Origin of the sequence: Tenacibaculum sp. AHE14PA (assembly GCF_019278465.1) — a bacterium.
In the GTDB taxonomy this organism is placed as follows: Bacteria; Bacteroidota; Bacteroidia; order Flavobacteriales; family Flavobacteriaceae; genus Polaribacter; species Polaribacter bernardetii.
Window position 1 is genome coordinate 137,141 of record NZ_CP058983.1, and the last position, 25,577, is coordinate 162,717.

19 protein-coding genes are annotated in these 25,577 nt (G+C 28.9%); 6 read left to right on the forward strand and 13 right to left on the reverse strand.

Going from position 1 to position 25,577, the window contains the following annotated elements:
- Positions 1 to 353: 353 nt before the first annotated feature.
- On the reverse strand, positions 354 to 2,423 hold the full coding sequence (locus H0I30_RS00645) for a tetratricopeptide repeat protein (RefSeq protein WP_218772388.1): 2,070 nt from the start codon (positions 2,421 to 2,423) through the stop codon (positions 354 to 356).
- A 142-nt stretch (positions 2,424 to 2,565) separates the two neighbouring features.
- Here H0I30_RS00645 and H0I30_RS00650 point away from each other — a divergent pair, with 142 nt between their 5' ends.
- From H0I30_RS00650 to H0I30_RS00660, 3 genes are all read left to right on the forward strand, one after another.
- The gene (locus H0I30_RS00650) at positions 2,566 to 2,844 is read left to right on the forward strand and encodes a hypothetical protein (protein ID WP_218772389.1); all 279 of its coding nucleotides are present in this window, start codon (positions 2,566 to 2,568) and stop codon (positions 2,842 to 2,844) included.
- A 21-nt stretch (positions 2,845 to 2,865) separates the two neighbouring features.
- Positions 2,866 to 4,119: an oligosaccharide flippase family protein gene (locus tag H0I30_RS00655; protein WP_218772390.1), complete on the forward strand. Its 1,254-nt coding sequence runs from the start codon at positions 2,866 to 2,868 to the stop codon at positions 4,117 to 4,119.
- 267 nt (positions 4,120 to 4,386) lie between these two features.
- Positions 4,387 to 5,604 carry a glycosyltransferase gene (locus tag H0I30_RS00660; protein WP_218772391.1) on the forward strand — a complete coding sequence of 406 codons (1,218 nt, stop codon included), beginning with the start codon at positions 4,387 to 4,389 and terminating at the stop codon, positions 5,602 to 5,604.
- Here H0I30_RS00660 and H0I30_RS00665 read toward each other — a convergent pair.
- The 3 genes from H0I30_RS00665 to H0I30_RS00675 are packed head-to-tail and all read right to left on the reverse strand — an operon-like array spanning position 5,597 to position 11,402.
- On the reverse strand, positions 5,597 to 7,108 hold the full coding sequence (locus H0I30_RS00665; RefSeq protein WP_218772392.1) for a glycoside hydrolase family 2 TIM barrel-domain containing protein: 1,512 nt from the start codon (positions 7,106 to 7,108) through the stop codon (positions 5,597 to 5,599). The genes H0I30_RS00660 and H0I30_RS00665 overlap by 8 nt on opposite strands.
- Complete coding sequence (locus tag H0I30_RS00670) at positions 7,102 to 8,313, reverse strand: hypothetical protein (protein ID WP_218772393.1); 1,212 nt, start codon at positions 8,311 to 8,313, stop codon at positions 7,102 to 7,104. Before H0I30_RS00670 ends, H0I30_RS00665 begins: the two co-directional genes overlap by 7 nt.
- Entirely contained in the window at positions 8,313 to 11,402 is a 3,090-nt protein-coding gene (locus H0I30_RS00675; RefSeq protein ID WP_218772394.1) for a hypothetical protein, read from the reverse strand. Before H0I30_RS00675 ends, H0I30_RS00670 begins: the two co-directional genes overlap by 1 nt.
- Before the next feature lie 182 nt (positions 11,403 to 11,584).
- Between H0I30_RS00675 and H0I30_RS00680 the strand changes: the two genes are divergently transcribed.
- Genes H0I30_RS00680 through manA form a run of 3 tightly spaced genes read left to right on the forward strand, consistent with a single transcriptional unit; the run spans position 11,585 to position 14,448 of the window.
- Positions 11,585 to 12,793: a response regulator gene (locus H0I30_RS00680; RefSeq protein WP_218772395.1), complete on the forward strand. Its 1,209-nt coding sequence runs from the start codon at positions 11,585 to 11,587 to the stop codon at positions 12,791 to 12,793.
- Positions 12,794 to 12,795: 2 nt separating this feature from the next.
- Complete coding sequence (locus H0I30_RS00685; protein ID WP_218772396.1) at positions 12,796 to 13,206, forward strand: hypothetical protein; 411 nt, start codon at positions 12,796 to 12,798, stop codon at positions 13,204 to 13,206.
- 12 nt (positions 13,207 to 13,218) lie between these two features.
- Complete coding sequence (gene manA / locus H0I30_RS00690) at positions 13,219 to 14,448, forward strand: mannose-6-phosphate isomerase, class I (protein ID WP_218772397.1); 1,230 nt, start codon at positions 13,219 to 13,221, stop codon at positions 14,446 to 14,448.
- A 659-nt stretch (positions 14,449 to 15,107) separates the two neighbouring features.
- On the opposite strand, the gene H0I30_RS00695 is transcribed toward manA, so the two are convergent.
- From H0I30_RS00695 to H0I30_RS00735, 9 genes are all read right to left on the reverse strand, one after another.
- Positions 15,108 to 16,862, reverse strand: a complete 1,755-nt coding sequence (locus H0I30_RS00695; protein ID WP_218772398.1) for an efflux RND transporter periplasmic adaptor subunit — start codon at positions 16,860 to 16,862, stop codon at positions 15,108 to 15,110.
- A gap of 12 nt (positions 16,863 to 16,874) precedes the next feature.
- Positions 16,875 to 17,666 carry a cation transporter gene (locus tag H0I30_RS00700; RefSeq protein WP_218772399.1) on the reverse strand — a complete coding sequence of 264 codons (792 nt, stop codon included), beginning with the start codon at positions 17,664 to 17,666 and terminating at the stop codon, positions 16,875 to 16,877.
- A 1-nt stretch (position 17,667) separates the two neighbouring features.
- Positions 17,668 to 18,405: a heavy-metal-associated domain-containing protein gene (locus H0I30_RS00705; protein ID WP_218772400.1), complete on the reverse strand. Its 738-nt coding sequence runs from the start codon at positions 18,403 to 18,405 to the stop codon at positions 17,668 to 17,670.
- Positions 18,406 to 18,473: 68 nt separating this feature from the next.
- Positions 18,474 to 19,040, reverse strand: coding sequence for an AraC family transcriptional regulator (locus tag H0I30_RS00710; RefSeq protein WP_218772401.1), 567 nt, complete (start codon positions 19,038 to 19,040; stop codon positions 18,474 to 18,476).
- Positions 19,041 to 19,064: 24 nt separating this feature from the next.
- Positions 19,065 to 19,325: a heavy metal-binding domain-containing protein gene (locus H0I30_RS00715; protein WP_218772402.1), complete on the reverse strand. Its 261-nt coding sequence runs from the start codon at positions 19,323 to 19,325 to the stop codon at positions 19,065 to 19,067.
- 38 nt (positions 19,326 to 19,363) lie between these two features.
- Entirely contained in the window at positions 19,364 to 19,807 is a 444-nt protein-coding gene (locus H0I30_RS00720; protein ID WP_218772403.1) for a heme-binding domain-containing protein, read from the reverse strand.
- Complete coding sequence (locus tag H0I30_RS00725; protein ID WP_218772404.1) at positions 19,808 to 20,497, reverse strand: DUF3347 domain-containing protein; 690 nt, start codon at positions 20,495 to 20,497, stop codon at positions 19,808 to 19,810.
- Positions 20,498 to 20,533: 36 nt separating this feature from the next.
- Positions 20,534 to 21,769, reverse strand: a complete 1,236-nt coding sequence (locus H0I30_RS00730) for a TolC family protein (protein WP_218772405.1) — start codon at positions 21,767 to 21,769, stop codon at positions 20,534 to 20,536.
- 10 nt (positions 21,770 to 21,779) lie between these two features.
- On the reverse strand, positions 21,780 to 25,562 hold the full coding sequence (locus tag H0I30_RS00735; protein WP_218772406.1) for an efflux RND transporter permease subunit: 3,783 nt from the start codon (positions 25,560 to 25,562) through the stop codon (positions 21,780 to 21,782).
- Positions 25,563 to 25,577: the final 15 nt, after the last annotated feature.

Genomic DNA, 25,577 nt, shown 5'->3' on the forward strand with positions numbered 1-25,577 from the left:
ATTAGAGAAGGTATATTATAAGTAGTTATACTTTCTATGAAAAAAAACATATATCTTTCCCCTATAATATAAAACTATTAAGAGCAAAAGAATTAACTTTTGCTCTTATCTTTGTCTGGTTACTCTTCAAGAAGTAATCTTGATTTTTTCATCTTCTCTAACGTGTTAAGAATATGGTTTCGTTTTAATGAATTATATTCAGCGTTAGCGAAGTTCGTCTTTTCTAATAAAAAACCAAGAGGGAATTAGCTGTTTTTAGCTCTAAGTATAATCGTTTTTTTATTCTTTTTGTGTTTTTAGAATCTGTAGCAGCTTGTAAATTTGTAAGTGATTAAGAGCAAAAATTACTTCTTTTATTTTTGTCTTTTAAAGAAAGGTTTCTTTAAAAAGTACCATTTAAAACGCAAGCCAATTTCTGTAAAAGTAAAACCTGCTGCAGTTGCAGAAGCGATATTACTTTGTGTACCATAAATATTTAACAAGCTATGCTCAGAGAATTTATAACCTAATTTTCCTTGTATTCTATAAGTACTCTGTTTTTTATCATCTTCAATAAATTGATAACCAGTTGCAGCAGTTAATTCATAAAACCATTCTTTATTTTTAGCAATAGCTTCATCTTTTATAATATTAACGAAAATTTCTGCAGCATTAAATCTACTAGGGCTAAAATAAATTAAAGGAACTTGATTTTTAAAAGAGATGTTTTGGTAATTAAAACCTGCTTTTAAAGAAGGCTTTTCTAATATATTATAATACAAAGAAGTAAAAAGAAGGTTTCGTGTATTATCATCATTCTGAGAAGTATAATAATATTGTGTATACCAACCTAAATTAAAATTTGTATTTAAACTATAGTTTATTAAAAAATTGTTCTGAACAATTTCTCTATCTAACAAGTCAGCATTAAAATTTTGAATTTCTCTCTTATAACCTAATTCTAAATTTTGAAGTTTAAAAGGCTTTATATTTAATGATACATCTGCTAGTAATTGCTTATAATTTTTGGTCTCAGTATTTGAAGCGGTAATACCTAAACTACTTTTAAAAGTTACGTTATTTAATAATTGATACGATATTCCAATTAAAAAATTATTAGAGTTACCACTTACGTTACTAACAGAGTTAGCTGTAGTTCTATAATTATAACTACCAAGTAATTTAAGTTTTGTTGTAAACGAAAATTCTGAATTTGCAGAGAATAAATAGGCTTCATTTTTACCGTTATCAAAAGAGTAAGAAGCTTTAGTTTCAACAAAAGGAGTAAAGGTTCTGTCTAATTTTTTTATAAAATTAGTAGCATCTTTTTGATTTTTATAAAAGATTAATGTGTTTTTAGCACTTTTATAAGCATTATCAAAATAACCAGCAGCTTTTAAGGCATTGGCTTTACCTAAATTACCATCAAAAGAAGCGCTATCTTTTTTTAAGATTAAATTATAATCATCAATACTTTTTTTAAAGTCACTTTTGTAAATATTTAATGTTGCTCTTAATGATAATGTCCAGTTTTCTGGAGTTTTATTGTTTGATGTTAAAGAGTCGATTTCTTTTTTTGCTAAAGAATACTTCTTGTTCCAAATTAAAGCCTGTATAAAGCGTTCTCTTGTTCTATCTCTAATATTATTAGGTGTAGCTTCATTTAAAAGAGAAACTGCGTTTTTACTAACAATTAAAGCTTCTTTATTATCACTATTTAGATGATGTGCTAAAGAAATTCCGTTTAAAGAGGTTAATTTATTTTCAGGGTTTTCTCCAATAATTTTATAAGTCTTTTTAGCTTTAGCTATTTGGTTTGATATTAAGTATAGGTTCGCTAAATTGAGTAAAGTTTCTTTGTCGTTTTTAAAATCTTTAAAATTTTCTTTTAAAATTTTCTCAGCTTCTAGGTAATTCTGGTTATTAACTTTATTATTAGCTAAACCTAAACGCATATACTTTTTAGAAATTAAGGCATTTGGATTTTTAGGTATAACAATCAACGCTTGATTAACATAACCAATTGCTTGGTCATATTTTTTTAAATTAGATAAGGTATTTGCATATCCTAAAAGAGTAGGGAAACTTTTAGCATCTTCTTTTAGTAGGTTTTTATAATATTTTTCAGCTTCTACATATTTTTTATCCCAAAGTAAAGATTCAGCATAATTTAATTTTACTTCAAAATCTGTAGGAAAATCTTTTAAAAGAGCAGTAAATAATTTTACTGCTTTATTAGCATTTCCGCTTAAGCCAACAGCTCTACCATAGCAAAGACGTGCTGTTTTATTGGTGGGGTATGATTTTAAAGTTGTTTTAAAGAAAGTTTCTGCTTGTTTATATTTTCCTGTTTCTAAAAAAGTAAAACCTTCTTTCATATCCTGAGAATACATAGTGGTAGTGATAAGGAAGAGTAGCAAAAGGATAGTATTTTTAATTTTCATATAGCTTTTTTTTGTTATTTGCAAGTTACGGAATAGCATTCATCATTGGACTAAAGAAAATTGCTTTTCATCGATAATAGATACTTTTCTAGTGCTTACAACGAGATATTTGTATCATTATTAATTATTAAAACATAAAATTATGGCTTTACAGATCTCACAGAAAAACGGAAACTTTTTTTTAAACGGAAAATTAAATAGCACAACATCTAGATTTTTTATTATCTATTTTGAACATAATATTGAACAACTTGAAAGCGTAACTATAAATATTGATAATGTAAATGAAATTAGTAGAGATGGCTTAGAAGCAATAAGTACACTAACGGCAATTGCTTTAAGAAACGATAAGTTATTTTCAGTTACAGGTTATGGTTGTAAAGAAATTTATGACGATTTTAATCAAATGAATGTAGCGTAATAGCTTAAAAAGAATTAGAAGATGATAGCAATTTTAAAACAAGTAAAACAAAGAATTTCGTCAGAGCAATTATTTATGATAAGTGTTTTGCTTGTAAATGGTGGTAATTATTTATATAATTTATTATTGGGTAGGATTTTAGGACCAGATAAGTTCGCAGATGCTGCTATTATGATAACTTTTTTATTAGTACTTTCATTTATAGCAATGACTTTTCAATTGGTTACGGCGAAATTTTCTGTAATCTTTGAAGGCTTAGTTTTTAAAAAATTTATATCAAAAATCTATAAAAATGCTTTTATTACAAGTATATTTTTAGGATTAATAATTGTTATTTATTCTAAAGAACTACAAGAGTTTTTTAGAACAACTTCTTCTAGTATGTTTATAGTATTTGGTGTAGGAGTTCCTCTTTATTTTTTAATGAGCGTAAATAGAGGCGTTTTTCAAGGGAAGAAACAATTAACAGCTTTATCAATTACTTATCAATTAGAAATGGTAAGCCGTTTATTAATCACATTTGGTTTGTTATATTTCTTTAAAATTGAATCTTCTATATTAATAGCTATAGGTATTTTAGGGTCTTTTATTTTTGGACTAATTCCTTTTAAGTTTAAAAATATATCTTTTTCAAATAGTATTTCTTTAGATAGAAATCATAAAAAAATGGTTCGTAATTTTTTTATAATTACAGCATTTTATGAGCTAACACAAATTATTATAAATAATAGCGATATATTATTAGTAAAACATTATTTCGAGTCTTATGAAGCTGGTTTATATGCTTCTCTAGCATTAATAGGTAGAGTAGTTTATTTTATAGCTTGGATGTTTGTAATGTTGTTATTACCAACTGTTGTTAAATTAAAAAAAGAAGGGAAACCTACTTTACCAATTTTATTAAAATATGTTGGTTATATTGCTATTATCGCTGTTTCAATTATAATAGGATGTTTTATTTTTCCAAAACAAATTATAACTATTTTATTTGGTAGCGATTATTTTGAAATAGCTCCTTTATTATGGAAATACGCACTGGCTACTGGTATCTTTGCAATCTCAAATATTTTTGCATATTACTATCTTTCTTTAGATAAATATATTCCTGTTATTATTTCAGGTGTATTTGGAATCTTACAAATAGTATTTATTGTTTTATTTCATGAAACTCTAGAGCAAATTGTACATATGCAAATACTAGCAATGGTAATATTGTTATTGGTACAATTATTATATTTCTTTTTTACAAATTTTAATGATCTACTTAAAAAGTAGATCATTAAAATTTTCCTACTCTATAACACTATCAAATAGTATTACTTACTTTATTCTATGTACTTCTTTAATTTAGTACTTAAATGTATAAATAGACACATCATTACTATTTATATATTTTCTGTTTAACGAACGTTAAATGGGCATGTAAAATACAAAACTAAAGCTTTACTCATTTGGTCTATAGTTAATTGTTGTTCAGCGCAATGAGTCTTTTTTTCTTCTTCTTTTACCCGAGATTTGAACTATAATTAAACTTAAAAGATCATGAAATTAGCAATTGTAACATCATACCCGCCAAGTAAAGTAACTTTAAATGAATATGCATATCATTTAGTTAAAAGTTTTAGACAGAATGAAAAAGTAACTGAATTAGTTTTATTAACAGATGAAACTCCTGAAGGAAAAGAAATTAATTTTACAGAAAATGGATGTAAAGTTACAGTGAAAGAATGTTGGAGGTTTAATAGTTATGCAAACGTTATAAATGTTGTAAGAGCAATTAATATAGTAAGGCCAGACGCAATATTATTTAATTTACAATTTATGAAGTTTGGAGATAAAAAAGTGGCAGCAGCTTTAGGTTTATTTTTACCTTTAATTTGTAAATTAAAGCAAATCCCTACAATTGTACTATTACATAATATTTTAGAACAAACAGATTTAGAATGCGCTGGTTTCACATCAAGTAAATTTCTACAAAAAGCATATTATTTTATAGGAACAAGTCTAACAAAGCTAATTTTAAAAGCAGATTTAGTAGCTGTTACTATGGATAAATATGTAACAACTTTACAAGAAAAATATAAAGTGAATAATATAAAAATGATTCCTCATGGAACTTTTGAGATCCCTAAAAAACCATCTCATATATTAGCGAAGGGACCTTTAAAAATAATGACTTTTGGTAAGTTTGGTACTTATAAAAAAGTAGAACCTATGATTGAGGCTGTAGAAAAAATTAGAGCATCAACAGGTTTAAACTTAGAAATAGTGATTGCAGGAACGGATAACCCTAATGTTCCAGGGTATTTAGCTTCTGTAAAAGAAAAGTATAAAAATGTTTCTCAAATTAATTTTACTGGTTATGTAGAAGAATGTGAGGTAGAACCGTTATTTAATGAAAGTGCTGTTGTTGTATTTCCTTATACTTCTACAACAGGTAGTTCTGGTGTTTTGCATCAGGCAGGTAGTTATGGTAAAGCAGTGGTAATGCCTAACTTAGGTGATTTAGCTACTTTAGTTAAGGATGAAGGCTATAGAGGTGAGTTTTTTGAACCAGAAAATGTAGCCAGTTTAGCAGATGCAATTGAAGCTATTGTTATAAATGATGCATATAGAATAGCATTGGGAGAAGCAAACTATAAAGCTGCGACAGCATTTCCAATGGAAAGAATCACAAACATGTATTTAAATAAATTTCAAGAAATTATTTTTAACAAAGAAGCATCTGAAAGTATATTTTCAGACTCTTTATCTATTTAGAAATAAACTTAAATGCTGGCTTTGTATTTCCTTTCTTATCTATAAAACCAAATTTCTTTTGGGGATTTTTTCTCCAAGGAAGATTTCCAACGACATTTTTAGGAACTTTTTCGAAATCATATAAAGTCCAAGACATAAATTGCAAGTTATTCGCTTCAATTAATTCTTGGGCTTTTTTATGGTAATTAGCTTGGTCTTCTTTGGAGCTGCCAAAGGGTTTCCAAAAACCACTATAAGAAGAAATTCCAAACTCTTGCATTACTAAATGCTTGTTAGGTGTTTTTTTTCTTAGTTTTTCTACAGATGTTGTTAAATTAGCTAAATCTTCATAATAATGGAAGGATATAAAATCAACTTTATCTTTTAAAATTAAGGCACTTTGTGTATCAGACCAACCAATGGTAACAGGATGTTTCGAGTCTATAGATTTTACTAAGCTTATCATATTGTCTAACCATGCTGTAACTATTTTTTTACCCCTAGATTTAAAATCTAAATTTGGTTCGTTTTTAATATCCCAAGCAAGTAATGCACTATGGTCTTTTACAGCAGTAATAATTGTTGCAGCATGTTGTTGATTCAAAGTCCAATCTAATACTGAATAATTACCATAAAAATCAAACAATGTTAGTACCACTTTTAAGTTATTTACATTTGCTACATCTAATGTTTGTTTTAGTTTAATTAGTTTTTCTTTTTTTACTATTGCCTTTCCAAAGTCTTCATACTGTATAAAAATACGAACCGAATTTAAACCAGCTTCTTTAATAATTTTAAAATCCTTGTTAATAGTATCTTTATTAAAAGCGTTTCCAAACATATTCCAAGGAGTATCTTGTGGGTAATAATTTATCCCTTTTATGTGTAAGCTATCTGTAGCAATGGGTTTTTTATTAACGTTATACCTTTCATTGTTTTCTTTTACTAAATGTCTAATACGCCAAAAACCATCTTCTAATAGGAATACAATTTTGTAAGTGGCTTGTTCAGTAGTTTCAGTAATAAGTTTATTGTTTTTTAAAATACGTTTGTATTCAATATTAGTATCTGTTATTACTGCTAATTGGCCGTCTTCACTAAAAAAATCTAAAGTAGGTTGATGTTCTAAAGTAGTAGCATCAATAGTAGTTTGTTGTTTTTTATTAATAGCTATAATATCATACAAGTTTTGGCGTGAATTATTTGTATAATAATCTTCAATACCAATAGTTGTATTTGTTTTGTTCGCAATATGTCTTACATACCAAGCATTTAAATAATCACGTTCTAAATTTTTTAGATTTTCTGTGTCCATTAGCCTGCCTTCATTTAGTAAAGGAGTCCATTTAATATTGGGAGTATATAATATTTCTTTTGCAATTTCGGTATGTAGCATCGTACTTCTATCAGCACCTGTATTTAAGTAACTAAATAATGCGCTAATACCAGCTATAATGGTAGCTATAATCATAATATATGAAGCTATTAAAATGGAACGAATTATGTTTCTATTAAGACCTACCATAGTGTTTTTGTTTTAAACTTTTTTTCTAAGCCAGCGATTACAATTTTTATAGTGTAGGTATCTTTTTTGTAAGCAGCAGTATTCAAATTAAAATTAACAAACCCTTTATAAGAAGTTTTTATTTCAGAATTTAATAGTACATTATTTTTATATACAAACAAACGAACCTCGAGTCCATCAGGTATGATTTGTTTCATAAAACTTTGTAAAGGTCCTATTGTGATGAGTCTATTATTTTTAGAGAAATCAACTTCAAAATCTTTTAAAACTTGCTCGTATTCAATGGTAATAGTATTACTTTCTGCCATACCTTCTACATAAGCTTTTACCCTCCAGGTTGTTTTACAATCAGGATGAATCATTTTAGCGGTAGCAATACCTTTAATGGTCGTTCCAAATGTTTTTAAAATGTTTCCTTTTTTATTTCTGATGAAAAAATTAACAAAGGTACCGTCACTTACAATATTATTATAAGTGTCTTTTATAACAGAAGAATAAAAAGTAGTGATTTGATTTCCGTCAGCATACGAATGATGTCTTTCTGCAGTAATTTTAAAATCACTAGGATTAGCAGGATATACAATAACGGTAAACTCTTTAGAGTTTTCATCTAAACATTCAGAAGAGACTAATATACGTCCACTTTTTAGTGGAGAATATAAATTTTTATGTGAAATTAAGTTTTTAATATGAATAGGTTCTTCTTTTTGCTGATTTAAAAATTGGTATTTAGTAGTAACTAAAGTTTTTTCAGCTAAAGGATTATCTAAAGAGTCAGTAGGTATAATAATAAGCATACTATAATCTTTTCTACCAGCTTCAATACTTGGTGGTCCAACATAAGTCTCCATAGTCGCTACTTTCTGTATAGGTTTAACGATTAGTTTTCCTGTAAGTGAGGTTCCGTTTAATTCCCAATATATAACCCCTCTTTTTTTAGATATAGTTTTAGGTATAACATAGCAGAGTAACTTGTTTTTTAAAATAGGTTCAATAAGTACCGTACCATAACTATTAGTACAATATAAAAAAGGTTTAACAGTTTCTGATGTTGAAAACTTTAGGATAATAGTATTTCCTGCTTGAAAATTAGTAGTGGTAGTAATTAGTTTTATTTCAGAAGGTATTTCTGTTTCTTGTAGCAGTGAAAAGGATGATAAAAGTATCAACCCTAAAAAAAAAAGGTATGTATGTTTAATATTCATTAATTCGGATTACCAATATAGGTGTTTATTTCAATATTTATGTACTTAAAATATGAGTGTTGTATTATTTGTAGTTCTTTAGAAGTGTGCTTTTTTATTCTTTTACCTACTATTTTATTAGCTATTGTTTCATTAGGCAAACCATTTACGAAAACATTCTTCATATCTGTATAAATAGTTTTAATAGAATCACAAGCTAATATACTGTACTCAAAAGGTTGTTTTCGTTGTTGTCGAACACCTTCTTTAACAAATAGATGATCAACCCAAAGTAAGTCTTTATTTTCGTTGTAATAACTAACCAAAAGTTGAGGTACTGTTATTTCTTGTAAACCACTGTTAAAAATAGTTCCATTAATACTTTTTTCTTGTACTTCAATATCGCTTAAAACACTATTTTTATATAAATCAGATCCAGAAACATTTCCAGCAATATGTAAATTGAATTTGGTTGGTTGTTCTTCAAAAGCAATTGGCGTAAATTCATCAGGGTTAAAAGTTTTTGGAATAGAATCTTTGGTGTTAGACCAGGCAATACCTTCAAAATTAATTTTGAAAGAACTTGTTTCTTTTGGCATTAATTTATGTTTAACATGGTATTTCGCATCATAGGTTGCTAGTTGTTTATTAGCATCGTTATACAAGGTTCCTTTTAAAACAACATCAGCAGGAACATTGTCTATGTTTTGTATTTCTCCAATAATAGCGTAGTGCTGTTTAAATTTAATGAGTTTAGCAGATAGTACTTCTAAAACAGGCTGCTTTAATACATCTTCATGTAATGTTTGTTCAGTAGTAATACGTCTTCTACCTTGGTTAAAATAACTGGTAGTATTATTGGCATACAATTGATCAGGAGGTAAATCATTATTTAATTCTAATGGTTGTATATACCATTTACCTTTCTCTTTTATGAGATACTTGTATTCGTTCTTATTAATTTTTTCAAGAGGTGTAATCCAATCAGTGGCAACTTTTAAAGTAGCAGAACTATCTGTTTTATGAAGTATTGTAGTTACAATAGCGTTTAGCTTTGCATAACTACTTAATAAACCATCGGTAACAGAGGTTTCTAGCATAAATTGTGTAATAGTTACTTCGCTATTCGGATCTATTAAATTATAAGCTTTTTCAAACTCTTTAAAATCTAACGCGTCATAATATGCCATAATAGCATTTTCAGGACTTCTATGGGAATCATTTTTTACGTAAAATTCGTAAAAACCGTAGCCTAAAATAATTGCCAAAATAATAACCCAAATATGAGTTACTTTTAAAAGCCCTTTAGAGAATTTTGTGTAGTTATTTTGGAATTTTAAAAACTCAGGAGCTTTCTTAAGCCTAGATTTTAAAGTATTTACCCACAACATTTGTATGTTTAAAACAAAAGCAATAAGTACGGTTATAAAAGGCATTAATCCCCAAAGAATTTTTTGCCATTTATTTACGTCTTCTTTTGGTAAAATAGAAGAGAGGGGAGGTATGTTTAAACGCTCCCAAACCATAATTCCGTTTTCTAATTGTCGCAAGCGTTGCCATCCACAAAAGTATAGGATTGGATCGTAAAATTTATCATTAGAAAATATGTATTTTAAATTATATTTAGCTGGAGTTGTTAAAAATTGCTGTAAAGAACCAATACCTGCAACACCTTTAAATTTTGAGTTTTCTAAACGTTCAATAGGTCGTGTAGTTAGCTCTGGTAATCGTCTTGCAGAATGATAGTTTCCATCTACAGATAAACCATTGGTTAAAGTGCTTAACCAAGCCATTTGATCACCAAATCCTAAAGTTAAGAACCTCCACTTATCATGATCGTCTTGATTTAAGAAGTTAACAATGGGAAGCATTTTTATTTTTTGAGGTTGTGACGGTCTAAAGTATCCTAAACTCATTGTAAAAATAGCGATTAATACAAATAAACCTGCTAAAATGCCACCAATAATACGATGATATATTGCACCGAATTTATCTTGAATCATTGTTTTTAAATCACCATTTACAAACCGAAAAGTAAATTCACCTAATAAAGGTAATGCCATAATAGATGCCCATAAAGTAAAGCGATCTAAAGTTAAAATATTAAAAGCGGTTTCTCCTAAAACCATTCTAGGAATTGGGGTTGTACCACCTGTACCTAAAACAACACAAATGGTAAAAGATAAACCAAAAAATAAATATCGCTTACTATAATATCTATAAAAAAAATAAGGTAAAAGAATTAATAATATCCCCCATGGTATAGTAAAAAAGACTAGCCCAGATGAGGTTATTTCTAAAAAGTTATCACGAGATCCATGCGGAATAGGTACTTGCGTAATTGGGTTTTTTTTAGAATTGATCCAATAAGGGAGTAAACAGCCTATAATAATAACTAAAGAGAGGCCTCCAAAACCAATCATACGTTTAAAGAGCTTTGCAAAATATTTTAAAAAAAGCCTAAATCGTACTGCTTTCATGGTTTTAACCTCCTCTTTACAAGCATCCATAATAACCAAACCAATTAAAGGGAAAATGAAAAAGATCATCCCAAATATTGGTGTTACATGGTGTGAGGTAACTGTTACTGAAATTAAAGAAAGCGAAGTAGCCAAGTACCAATATTTACCAGTTTTTAACCATAAATAAATTTCAGGTAAGGCATGCATTAATATGGAAATACCAATAATACTTGGTAATTGACCAAAAATATGCAGGGTTTCTATAAATGAAGAGGAAAATACAGCTAATACTGCTGCATAACCAGCAGACTTTCTATGTGCGGTTATTAACAATGAAAACCGATATACTCCTGTAATAAACAAAATAATAGCAATAAGTGCTACGGTAAACATTCCAAACTTTAAGCCACCAACAAAAGACAATAAAGCTATTGATTGATGCACTAAAGGAGGATAACTCATTACTGTAAAACCTGTGTACCATTTGTAGTTCCATGGCTCAAACCAGCTATTGGCATAATGATCTGCAAAAAATAAATGAATTAAGGCATCATAGGTAGTTTCTAAAGTAAAAAAAATACTGCTTCCATGAAAAGCAATAGCTAACAGTATGGCAGTAATTAAATATTTATTAGAAGTTTCTTTCATAAAATAAAGCACTTTTTTTCAATAATGTAAATATATATATATTAAATGATGGTTTATATTTTATTTAACAGAAGTAAACATCCGCTCGTCTAAACAAAACATCCCCTAAAGGGGGTAACTTACTTTTTAATAGTTAGTTGCGCTATTTTTGAAATGTAATTAAGCAATAAAAACTATCAATTATGAAAGTATTAGCAATAGATGATCAAAAATTAGTTTTAATCCCTTTAGAAAATAGATTAAAAAAACTAGGGTATGAAGTTATTACAGAATCTAATGCGTTAAAAGGAATAGCCTTGTATAATTCTTTTCAACCAGACTTAGTAATTGTAGATATTAACATGCCTCTAGTTTCTGGAATGGAAGTAGTAAAACATGTAAGAAAAGTGAAAAAATCTTCTACACCTATTATGATTTTGTCTGGGAATACTGATGATCAAATAATAACTGAAGGTTTTGAATTAGGTATTAATGATTATATGAAAAAACCTTTAAGTTTAAGTGAGGTTTGTGCTAGAGTAAAAAGGTTAATAGGGGTTCCGGAAACAACTAATAAAGCTGTGAAATATGATAGGGTAATTATACAACAAAGATGTGTTGGTGTAGTAATACCTTGTTATAACGAAGAGAAAAGATTGTTAAGTAAAGAGTTTACAAATTTTATTGATAAAAATTCAGGGTATCATTTATGTTTTGTAAACGACGGAAGTAAAGACAAAACTTTAGAAGTATTAAATAGGCTGAGAAAAGGAAGAGAAGACTTTATAACAGTATACAATTGTGAAAAGAATGGAGGAAAGGCTGAAGCCGTAAGACAAGGAATGTTATATATGGCTAAGCAAGAAGATTTAGATTATATCGGTTTTTTAGATGCAGATTTATCTACAGACCTAACAGATTTCGATGATTTAGTTTCAACCATAGAAAATTCTGAATATAAAATAGTAAGCGGCTCAAGAATGAGTAGGATGGGAGCAAATATTACAAAAGAATCAGCAAGAAAGATAATAAGTTTAACAATAAACTTTGTTATTAGAAAAATTCTTTCAATGGATTTTAATGATACACAGTGTGGAGCTAAAATTTTTAAGAAAGATATTATTGAAATCTCATTTGGAAAGAAATTTATAACACAATGGATATTTGATGTAGAAATTTTTAGAAGGATAACACTTCATTTTGGATTAAAGAGAGCAAAAGAAATATTATGCGAGCAACCATTAAAAAGATGGATTCATGCTGATGGTTCTAAATTATCTATGAAAGATTCAGTAAAAATAATAGGGCAATTAGGTAAAATAGCATGGTTTTATAATAAAACAAAAAGTAATAAGAATAATTCAGTTACAAAGACATCAATAAAACTGAATCAATCTTTATCTCAAGTATAAATATGAAGAAAGGAATAATCATAATTTTTAATAAAAGTGATATTAATATTTTAAAAACTTCTTTTTTAAAATCATTTATTAATCAAGGAATAAAAATATTATTAATTAACAATGGTAATCATCAAGCAATAATTGAACTTTTATGTGCATTGAAAGAATATTCAAAAAAAGACATTTCAATTTTAACTTTGAGAAAAGAGAAAAAAGCAATGTTAGCTGTAAAGGCAGGTGTACGTTTTTTATCAACAATAAATAATATTGGTTTAATTATACATACAAAACCAATGAGTATGTTAAATATCAGTTTTATAAATAAAATATTAAATATATCAGAAAAGGATTTATTTAATAAAAAAGAAGAAAGAGTATTACTAAGAAGAGTGTATTCGATTAACGAAATAATTAACTGTTAAAAAATAAATGTTATGATTACTCTAGACCAAAATTTTAAGAATGTTTTTTTAATAGAAGGAAAAGTACAAAATTATGATTGGGGTGGAAAAAAGTTTATCCCAAACTTAATTAGTAAAAAGAAAAGCATGGCTACCTATGCTGAGTATTGGTTAGGAGCGCATTTAAAAGCTCCTTCAACTATTAGAACTAAAAGAGGAAATTTTTCTTTAGATTTCTTTTTAAAACAAAAGCCAATTGAATTTTTAGGATTAAGAGTCGCAAATACTTTCGGTAAATTACCTTATTTATTTAAAGTGTTAGATGTAAATAAAATGCTATCTATACAAGTACACCCAACTAAAAAAGCAGCAGAAATAGGGTTTGATCTTGAAAATAAAAGAGGTGTTGCTTTAACAGCAAAAAACAGAAATTATAAAGATAGAAATCATAAGCCAGAAGTAATGGTAGCTTTAAGTGATTTCTGGTTGTTACACGGTTTCTTACAAAGAGGTAAATTGATAAGAAATTTAAAAGAAACAAGTGAATTAAACTTTTTGTTAGATACTTTTAAAGAAAATAATTATTTTGAGTTATATAAAATGGTTATGGAGTTTTCTCAAGAACGTGTAAATACAATTTTAAAACCATTGGCAGAAAGAATTTTACCAAAATTTTTAAATAATGAGTTAGAAAAAACATCTCCTGAGTATTGGGCAGCAAAAGCATTAGTTAATAAAAGTTCTAAAAACATTGATAGAGGAATATTTTCTATCTATTTTTTTAATATTGTAAACTTATCTAAAGGAGAAGCTGTTTTTCAAGACGCAGGTCTTCCTCATGCTTATTTAGAAGGGAAAAACATAGAGTTAATGGCTAATTCTGATAATGTATTAAGAGGAGGTTTAACAAGCAAGTACATTGATGTTGAAGAGCTTTTAAAGAATACAAAATTTGAAGAGACAATACCTAATGTTCTATATGGGGTTAAAAACTATGCAAATAATGAACTAGTTTATAGAACAAAAGCAAAGGATTTTAAACTAAGTAAAATTGAATTAGCAAAAGATTTAAAATACAAATCAAAATCAAAATCTGTAGAAATATTAATAATTTTAGAAGGATCAGCTACTGTAATACAAAACCTTAACCGTATAAATATAGATAAAGGACAATCAATTTTAATAAAAGCAAATACGAATTATAAAATAATCTCATCTAAAGGGGTAGAAATATACAAAGCAAGTGTGCCGGAACAAAAATAGTTTCAAAATTTCACTTAATATGAAATTTCATAGTTTTTTAAGAAAAAAATGTTTCTCCTCTATTTTTTTTAATACAAATATTGTTGTAAAATTATAGGTGTATTCCTTATAATAGGGTGTGTTAACTTGTGTTTAAAACTATATTAATACTTTATCTTAAAATAAATAAAAGAACTTAATTTAGTTTTATTGATATTAGTTTAAGCTAGCTGCTTTTGCAATTTATTAGATTAACAAATATGATTTGTAACTTTGTCGTTTAAAAATAGTAGATTATTATAAGATAAATAAAGTACTTATTTTATTAAGAGAGCTCTGATTACAACCTTGAATTATTTTTGTCTTGTAAACTGTAAGTATAAACTTTATATTTAGTTTATGCTTCTTAGTCTCACAATTTTATAAAAGCAAAATAATAAAAAAATATCATTTTTTTATTTGTTAAGGTTATATGCAGATGAAATATATAATTTTAATATATCTTATTTGGCTTGCCATTAATATTGGAGTAATAAAGTTTTAAATTCTTTACTCATCTATTATTTAGTTTATAAATTTGTAACTTATTGATCTATCGCTATACTGAAAAAAAGGTGTATTAGTAGTGGGGGGAGAAAAGTAAGCATTTTTATTACAATTTTTATTTCAAAAGTAGTAAATTATTCAATCACCTTTTTTACGCTACCACATTTAAGCATGGCATCACCAAAATATGGATTTAGTACTTTTTCTTCCTTACTTAACCAATAGGCTCCTTTATCACTATTTGCCATCGGACAAAATTGACTATAGACTTTCTCGTTTATTCCAAAAGTTTCAATAGCACTTATTAAGTATAACGATAAATGGTTAAAGTGACTTCTTTGTTCTTTTATATCGGCGGCTTTAAAAATTGAACTAAGTGCTGCTTTAATTTCTTTATCAAAAAACATCCATTTTAAATGTGTATCGTTTGTTTTCAGTAATTTCATATCAACCTTGGTTAGATTAGCTATCGTCTTTTTTGTAGCTTCAGTAGCAGTAGTAACATTCTCTTTAATTAAAGCGTCTTTTAGTTCGATATAATTATTAAAAACAACTTTTAATTGTTCTTGAAATTCAACAGCAACTTTAAGTCGCTCCTTTTTTGTGGTATTTAACGGTGCTGTTTTACGATGCTTTTTATGATCAGTACTAGTTTGGTTGTCTTTTTTATTCATCATCGACTTTTTGCCTTGTAATTGCGCAGAAGCGTCAACAGTAAAAGTACCATTGGTTACAATTTCGTCACCATGTACAAGTCCGTCAATAACCTCATATTTTTCGCCTAATTGTTTACCAATTGTAATTTCTTTCATTTCAAAAATTGGTTTATTAGGATTTGTTTTTAAATAGGCAACAGAGCGTTCTCCTGTCCATAATACTGCCGATTTAGGAATCATTAAAAGTTGTTTCTTTTTAGAGGTTGCACTCTTAATATTTCCTTCAACAAACATTCCTGTTTTAAATTCTCTATTTTTATTATTTAAAACTACGCGAAGTTTAACCGTTCTTGAGGTGGCGTTTAATGTTGGATCGATAAAAGCGACTTTACTGTTATTCTTTTTATTTGGATAAGCATTGGTGGTAACCGTAATATCTTGCCCTTTTTTAAATAACGAGATTTCATTCTCATACACATCAAATAAAGCCCAAACGGTATTTAAGTTTGTTATTTTTAATAAAGCTTGTCCTTGTTTTACATAGTCGCCTTGTGCTACTAGTTTTTCAGATACAGTACCAGAAACATTTGCATATATAGGAAGATTTTTTTTTACTTTTTTTGATACTTCAATTTGATTAATTTGACTTTCAGAAATTTTCCAAAGCTTTAATTTATTGCGTACAGCTTTATATAATTCGGGTTGCGATTCTTTTAATGTTGAAGCAGTGATTAATTCTTGTTGCGCTGCAAATAACTCAGGTGAATAAATAGTAGCTAATAGTTTTCCTTTTTTAATTTCTTCTCCTATTGAGCTAATATTTAAACGTTCTATTCTTCCTGAAAAATAACTCGCTTGTATTACGTTTGCATCTTCATTTTCGCTAATCTTTCCTGTTAATTTATAGGTAGCGGCTTCATTAGAATTATTACCAACAACTGATGTTTGAATATTTGCCAACGCCATGGCGTTTTTTGTTAATTTAAACGCATCAGCATTTAAACCTTCGGCACTTGTTTCAGCAGGAATTAAATCCATACCACAAATAGGGCAGTCGCCAGCTTCGGGTTGCATAATTTGTGGATGCATAGAGCAGGTCCACTTTTGGTTCGTTTCTTTAGCTGGTTGAGAATGATTATGAGAAGTATCTTTATTAGGTGAATTACCAAATAATAACCACCCAAATAATAACCCTATTACTAATACCCCTATATAAATTATATATTTTTTCATTACAGTAATTTTTTATTTACTTAATTTTAAAATTCTTGTTGCTCCTTGAATTACAAACACAAATACAATGATTCCTGTTATTAAATCAGGAATACCAGAGTTAGACCAATTTACTAATAGACCCGCTATTATTATTCCAATGTTTATGATAACATCATTAGAGGTAAAAATCATACTTGCTCTCATATGTGCATCATTACTTTTTGATTTTTGTAAAATGTAAAGGCAAATACCATTTGCTATTAAGGCAAAAACAGACACTGTAATCATTGTAGATAAGATTGGCAGTATTTCAAAACCTATAAACCTTCGTACAACCTCTATAAGACCTATGGTAGCAAGTAATATTTGAAAATAACCAGCATATTTTGCGATGCGTTTCTTTTTTAAAATAGTGCCTCCAACAGCAAAAAGACTTAATCCGTACACAAAAGAATCTGCAAGCATGTCTAAGCTATCTGCAACTAAACCCATCGATTTTGAAATAATACCGGTATACATTTCTATTAAAAAAAATAAAAAGTTTATTAAGAGTACAGTCCATAAAGTTTTTGACTGACTCGTTTTGGATTCATTGAGAGTAATGCTTGTTTTTTCTGAGCTAATTTTATGTTCTTTTAGGTTTAAGTCCTTTATCGCTTCTTCGATATAGGTGGCATTATTTGTGTGAAATATTGTTAAAATTCTATCTTTTAAGTTAAAATCAAGTTGTTTAATACCATCAACATCAGATAACTTCATTTTAATCAGGTTTTCCTCTGAAGGACAATCCATTTTTGATATTTTAAAGATAGTTTTATTCATTTTAAAATATATTTAATAGCATTAATAATGTCATTACAATCATAATTGTATTTTCTATAAACGTTGCTTCTGTCATCGGTAATTTTAAAGCGGTTCCTAAACAAGCACATTGTATTGATTTTTTATCTAATAATGTTTTTGTTACCCCAATTGTTGTTATTCCTAATACAACAAGCGTAATGATTAAAGCGATGTTTACTTCAAATCTCATCAAGAGCATTAAACCTAAAATGGTTTCGATAAAAGGATAAATCCATCCATAAATAGGAATACGTTTTGCTAAAGGGTCATACATTTTAAAAGATTCGGGAAATCCTTTTAAGTCTAACATTTTAAAAAAGCTAAATACAATGTAAAATAAACCCATAAAATCGAGCATAAATTCACTCCAGCTCCAATTTTTATAATGTAATAATACACTTGCAACGGTGATATAAAACAAGATAAGCAACAATGGTTTTAGTTGTTGGATTTTCGTTTTTTCTCCTTCAGTTGTAAAGCTTGAAGGTTGAGAAGAAACTAAGTGCTTTTCATCTTCTTTCATTGAAATAGTATATTTAGAAGGCAATGCTTTTTGTAATTGATCTATAGCGATATGGCTACTCATGCTAACTTCTACTTCTCCTTTTTCAAGATTAACAACAGCCGATGTTACTTCTTCTAAAGCGTTTAAACTTTTTTCAACAGATGCTTTACAACCGCCGCAGGTCATTTTAGATACGATATATGTGTGCTTCATTTTTATTAATTTTTAAGTTGATAACAAAATTACAGCTTCATGATTCTATCTGTTTTCACAATTAGGTTTTATTTTGATACAATTTGGTCATGTTCTTGTCGGTTCCATTCTTGTAAATTTTTATAATTACTCATCGACATTCCTGTTACAGTTTTAAATTGCCTCGCTAAATGACTACTCGATTTATAATTAAGACTATAGGCTATTTCAGAAAAATTTAATTGCCCAAGTTGTATCATCTCTTTTATTTTTTCAATTCTGAGAAGTATTTCATATTTCTCAATAGTAACACCTTCACTTTTACTAAACGCTTTACTTAAAATAGCATAATTTTTATTAAAACGTTTTGATAAAAACTGAGTTAAATTTTCTGTACTATTAGAAGTTATTTTTTTAACAAGTGCAATTTTTATGGCTTCAATTAATGCTTTTGATTCTTCTTTAATGATTTCAAAACCATGTAATTTTAAAACCGTTTCTAGTTTTGCTAGTTTTTTATAATCATCAGTTTTAACAAACTCTACTTGACCTAATTCAATATGGTTTACATCAAGTCTCAACATATTAAATTCATATAAAACTGTTGAAATGCAACGATTACAAACCATGTTTTTAATGTGTAGAGTTTGATTCATTCCTTTATGTTTTAGAATTTATAATTAATGCTTGTGTCCGTTAGCGTTATGGTCTTCTTTTTTCACGTAATTCATTCCACATTTTGGGCATTCACCTTCTATATCGCTTCCGCTACCTTCACAATGCATTGGGCAAATATATGCAGAGGTATGTTCTTTTCCTTTCTTTTCTACTTGTTCGGTTTCGGTATTTTTAATCTCTTTTTTTGCATTTTTACACGAAACGGTTGTTAGCATAAGAACTAATATAAATACTCCTAAAATTGTTTTTATTAATTTTGCCATGATTTTTCTATTTTTAAATTTATTATTGTTTAATAAAATCATTTTAATTGATTTAAATATTTAAGAATACGCTGTTTTTCAACTCCTGATAATGATGCGTTTTTATGAATGAAAGTATATGAACTTAAAGGCATTTTGTTATTTTCAATTTGTTTAATTATTGATTTAATTTTACTCGATTTTCTTCGATTTGATAACAAATTCCATTCACTAAAGTTCAATTCATCTTTTCCATTTTTAACATGATCATCCAAAAACCAAGCAACAGGTTGTATTTTACTATACCAAGGATAATTTGTGTTATTACTGTGGCAATCGTAACAAGATACTTGCAATTTTTTTTTAATGTCGTTAGGCACATTATTAACCAGTATAAAATCGGTTATTGGTATAACGTCACTTTGGTTACGTTCTGTGGGCACAAATTGTATGCCCACAAAAACGACCAGTATAATAATTGTTATGATTTTAACAATTTTCATTTAGTTAATTTCTTTTTGAACTTTACCACAAGTTAACATTTTGCTTCCGTAATAAGGGTTTTTAACATCTTTACTCATGCTTAACCAAGCACTACCTCCGTCATACATTGGGCAAAATTGCTCGTATAAAGTATTTTCGGTACCAGTAATTGCAACCATATCTGTAACATCTTTACTTAATATTTTGAAATGCTCTCTTTGATGTGTCATTGGGCTTACTGAAATATGTTCAGCGTGTTCTACTGCATCTTCGATGATTTCATTTAATGCTGTTTGTTGCTCTTCTGTATATTTAGAAACGTCTAAATTCCCTAAACTTTTTTTCAATACAATTCCAAATTCTTTTGCTTTGTTTTCATCATCACCTACCAAAACATCTTTTAGGTTGAAGTAATCTTTTAAAATTATTTCTGAACTTCCATCTTGATTGGTATTCAAGGATATGTTCTCTTTTTTATAGTTTTTATTTTTTTTGTAATCCATTCCACATTTTGGACATTTACCTTCCATGTCGCTCCCGCTACCTTCACAATGCATTGGGCAAATATATGCAGAGGTATATTCTTTGCCTTTCTTTTCTACTTGTTCTGTTTCGGTAGTTTTAGTCTCTTTTTTTGCATCTTTACAAGCTATTGTTGTTAGCATAATACCTAATACGAATACTCCTAAAATTGTTTTTACTGTTTTCATTTTAAATTGATTTTATAGTTATTAAATAATTGAATTTTAATTTGTTAAATAGTTAATAATTGTAGTTTGTAAATAATATTTTTTGATGGATTCTATTTGATTTATTTGAAACTTTAATTGTAGTTCTTGAATGTCTAAAACATCTTTAAAATTAATTGTTCCCGTTTCGTAGCTTCTTACTAAAATCGTTTCAGCATTTTTAGCTTGTTTTAAGTTTTTAGTTTGTGTTTTATGACTAATTCTTGCAGAGATTCTATCCTTTAAAGCTTTGTCTAAAATTGTTTCTAAACTATTGAACCGTTCTTGTTTTTGAGTCGCTATTTCTTGTTGCTGCAGTTTGTTTTGCTTACTTTTTGATTTGTATTTCTTGTTGAAAATTGGAATAGAAATAGAAACCATTGGCATAATAATATCTTTTCCGTTGTCATTAAAGTTCATGTCTGTGCGCTTTTCAACGTTTATATAATCCAATCCAAAACCAATCATTGGACTACTTTCCTTTTGATTCAATAATTCCGATTTTTCTATAGATTGATACAACTTATCATACTTTAATAACTCAGGATGTAATGCTAAATTTTTAGAATTTATTTCAAAATCTTCAGAAGGTAAATTCAATTTATTTATAACATTAATTTTAATCGCTTTATCCTGATTTAATAGTTTATTAAATTTAGTTTGTTCAGCCAAAAATTGTTGCTTTAATATTTCTAATAATTGTTGCATTTCATTCTGACGCATTTGCAATCGCAATACATCTACCACAGATGCTTTACCAACTTCAACAGATGTTAAAGCTAATGTTTCGTAGGTTTTAAGCAGTTTAATGTTTTCAATTAAAATTGACTGTTTTGCCTTATTTGCGTATAAAGTATAATAGGATTGCGAAACCGAAGAAATTAGTCTTCTTTTAGCTATTACAATATCTTCAAATTTAACATCAGCCAAAGTACTTACATAATTTTCTCTTACTGTAATGCTTCCAAACCAAGGCATCATTTGTTTTGCAGAAATCTTAAAACGTTGTACTCCTGTTCTTGTTTCTGGCTCACTAATAAAATACCCAACACCAAACTCAGTATTAGGTAATGTATTTACTTCATTTACTTTTTCGGAAGCAATAGAATATTGCAATTCAAACTTTTGAATTTCCGGATTATTATCTAAAGCTTTATTAATATAGGTTTCTAATTCTTGACTTTGAGTATTTAGAACAAAGAAAAAAGAACCAAGAAGCAAGACAGCTTTGTGTATAATGTATATATTTTTCATGGTATATTTTTTAATCTATTTTAGAAGCTCTTTTTTTCTCTAATCTCTTTAATTTTATCTCTTCTCTCCAGCTATATAAAACAGGAACAATAAAATACGAGGTAACATCAATTACCATTCCTCCAAAAATAGGAATTGCCATGGGTATCATAATATCACTTCCTTTTCCTGTAGATGTTAGTACAGGTAATAATGCCAAAATTGTAGTTACGGTAGTCATTAAACACGGACGAATACGTTTTTCGGCAGCATGCAAAGCAGCAACTCTAATACTCTTTTTATCTGAAGGTTTCTCACGTATAAAAGTTTGTGTTAGATAAGTTGCCATCACCACACCATCATCTGTAGCAATCCCAAATAAAGCAATAAAACCTACCCAAACAGCCACACTTAAATTAATGGTTTTCATATTGAAAAGCTCCCGCATATTCTCGCCAAAGAGATTAAAATTAAAAAACCAATCTTGGCCATATAACCAAATCATAATAAAACCACCTGCAAAAGCAACGGTAATTCCTGTAAACACCATTAATGATGTGGTTACAGATTTAAACTGAAAATAGAGGATTAAAAAGATGATGGCTAATGCTAACGGAACCACCACAGATAATGTTTTTTCTGCCCGTAACTGATTCTCGTAAGTTCCTGTAAATTTATAACTGATCCCTTTTGGGACTATTAATTCTCCTGAGTCTATTTTTTGTTGAAATAAAGCTTGTGCATTTTCAACAACAGCTACTTCTGCAAAACCATCTATTTTATCAAACAAAACATAACCAACTAAAAAAGTGTCTTCACTTTTAATAACTTGCGGACCTTGCTCATAACGAATCGTAGCCAATTCACTTAAAGGAACTGGATTTCCTTTTTCTACAGGAATATAAATATCTTTTATATTTTCGGGGTTACCACGTAGCTCTCTAGGGTAGCGAACACGAACAGCATAACGCTCTCTGCCTTCAACTGTTTGTGTTAAAGCCATACCACCAATGGCAACTTTTAAGACACTTTGTACATCTTCAATAGAAATTCCGTAACGCGCTATTTTCTTTCTATCAATATCAATCAATAAATAAGGTTTACCAACAATTCTATCAGCAAAAACAGCCTCTACTTTAACACCTTCAGCTTGTTTTAAAAGACTTTCTAGTTGCAAACCAAAAGCCTCAATTTGTTTTAAATCTTGTCCTTTTACTTTAATTCCCATAGGTGCTCGCATACCAGTTTGTAGCATGACTAATCGTGTTTCTATAGGTTGTAGTTTTGGAGCAGAAGTAACTCCTGGTAATTTGGTAACTCTTACAATTTCATTCCAAATATCATCTGGATTCTTAATTTCTGGTCGCCAATTACGATAGTATTCTCCATTAGTATCTTCGATAAGTTGATCGTTTGTCACATTGAGTGCAGTCGAGATATTTGTTGCTTTCTTCTCGACTGCGATCGAACTGATAGCTAGATTTTTATTATGGATTAGGTTTCCATTTTTCAATTCAAAAAAACCATCATTATTTACTTTATAACGCTGTCTTTTTCCTTTGTCATTTCGCATGTATTCTGATTTATACTGAATCATGTTTTCATACATCGATAAAGGAGCTGGATCTAAAGCAGATGCTGTTCTACCAGCTTTTCCTACTACAGTTTTAATTTCTGGAATGGTAGCAACAGCCATGTCTAATTGTTGCAATACACGTTTATTTTCTTCTACGCCAGAATGTGGTAAAGAAGTAGGCATCAGTAAAAAAGAACCTTCATTTAAAGAAGGCATAAATTCTTTACCTGTATTATTCATTATCCAAGCTCCTGAAATAAGAACGGTTGTTGGAATGATTAAAAAAAGTAGTTTGTTAGCTAAAGCCCACCTTAATATTTGTTCGTAATAGATTCTTAAAACAGAAAATACGCCTAAAATTCCGAAGCAAATAATAGCAACAAAGACTAGGTTAATTAAAATGCTACGATTAAAACCTAATGGTCTCCAATATGCTGCAAGCAGAAACACAATAGCTGCCGAAGAAATTAAGATGTTTGTAAGGTTAACTTTTTTTGTATCTAATTTTTCTAGAACACCAAGTAAACCTGTAACTCCGAAAGCAATTACAACAATACCTAACCAATTACCACTTATAATAACTGCAAATCCTACAATAATTAATGCTCCATTTATAATATGTTTAAACGAATTTTTAAGTGTTGTTTTTCTGAATAAATACGCTGCAAATGGCGGAATCAAAAACAAAGCAATTACTAAAGAAGCTGCTAAGGCCATTGTTTTTGTAAAAGCTAAAGGTCTAAAAAGTTTTCCTTCGGCACCAATCATTGTAAATACAGGTACAAAACTTATAATGGTTGTTAAAACAGCAGTTAAGATAGCGCCTGAAACTTCTGATGTAGCATTATAAACTACTTCGTTTATTGTATATGTTGTACCGTCTTTACGAAGACATAATTTTTTATCGTCGAGATGACGAATCATATTTTCGGCAAGTATGACGCCGACATCTACCATCGTTCCAATAGCAATTGCAATACCTGATAATGCCACAATATTAGCATCAACATTAAATAGTTTCATGGTAATAAAAACCATTAAAATAGCAACAGGCAATAATCCAGAAATTAATAAAGAGGCTCTTAAATTAAAAACCATCACAATAATTACTAAAATGGTAATCAATATTTCTAATATTAAAGCTTCGTTAAGGGTATCTAAGGTTTCTTCAATAAGTTCAGTTCGGTCGTAAAAAGGAATAACTGTTAATTGAGAGGTGCGTCCGTCTGCCAATACTTTAGTAGGCAAACCACCTTTAAGTTCTGTAATTTTTTCTTTTACATTGGTAATTACTTCCATCGGATTAGCTCCGTATCTAGCTACTACAACACCTCCAACAACTTCTGCACCTTCTTTATCTAATAAACCTCTTCTGGTTGCTGGACCTAAAGAGACTTTAGCAATGTCTTTAATTTTAATAGCGGTATATTCTTCGGATGTTACCACTGCATTTTCTATATCTTCAACGGATTTTACGTATCCTAAACCGCGAACTAAATATTCTACTTTATTGATTTCTAAAGTCTGTGCTCCAATATCTTGATTGCTACTTTTAACAGCTTTTACAACTTGATTTAAGCCAATATTGTATTGACGCATTAATTCTGGATTTACATCAATTTGATATTCCTGAACATAGCCTCCAATAGAAGCAACTTCTGAAACACCAATTGCAGATGATAAGGCATATTTAACATAGTAATCTTGTATACTTCTAAGTTCGTGTAAATCCCAACCACCGGTAACATTACCTTTTTCATCACGACCTTCTAGCGTATACCAATAAATCTGACCCAGTCCTGTGGCATCAGGTCCTAATGCAGGGTTTACGCCATTTGGTAATAAATTATTTGGTAGTGAATTTAGTTTTTCTAAAATTCGACTGCGGCTCCAGTAAAACTCAATGTCTTCTTCAAAAATAATATAGATACTCGAGAAGCCAAACATAGACGAGCTACGAATGGTTTTTACGCCAGGAATACCGAGTAGGGAAGTGGTTAAAGGGTAGGTAATTTGATCTTCAATATCTTGAGGAGATCGACCATCCCATTTGGTAAATACAATTTGTTGATTTTCACCAATATCAGGAATCGCATCTACAGCAACAGGATTGCTTGGTAAAAAACCAATATTCCAATTAAACGGTGCGTTTACAGTCCCCCAACCTATAAAAAGAATTAGTAATAATACTGCTACGAGTTTATTTTCTATTAGAAACTTAATGCTTTTATTTAGCATACACTTAATATTTAA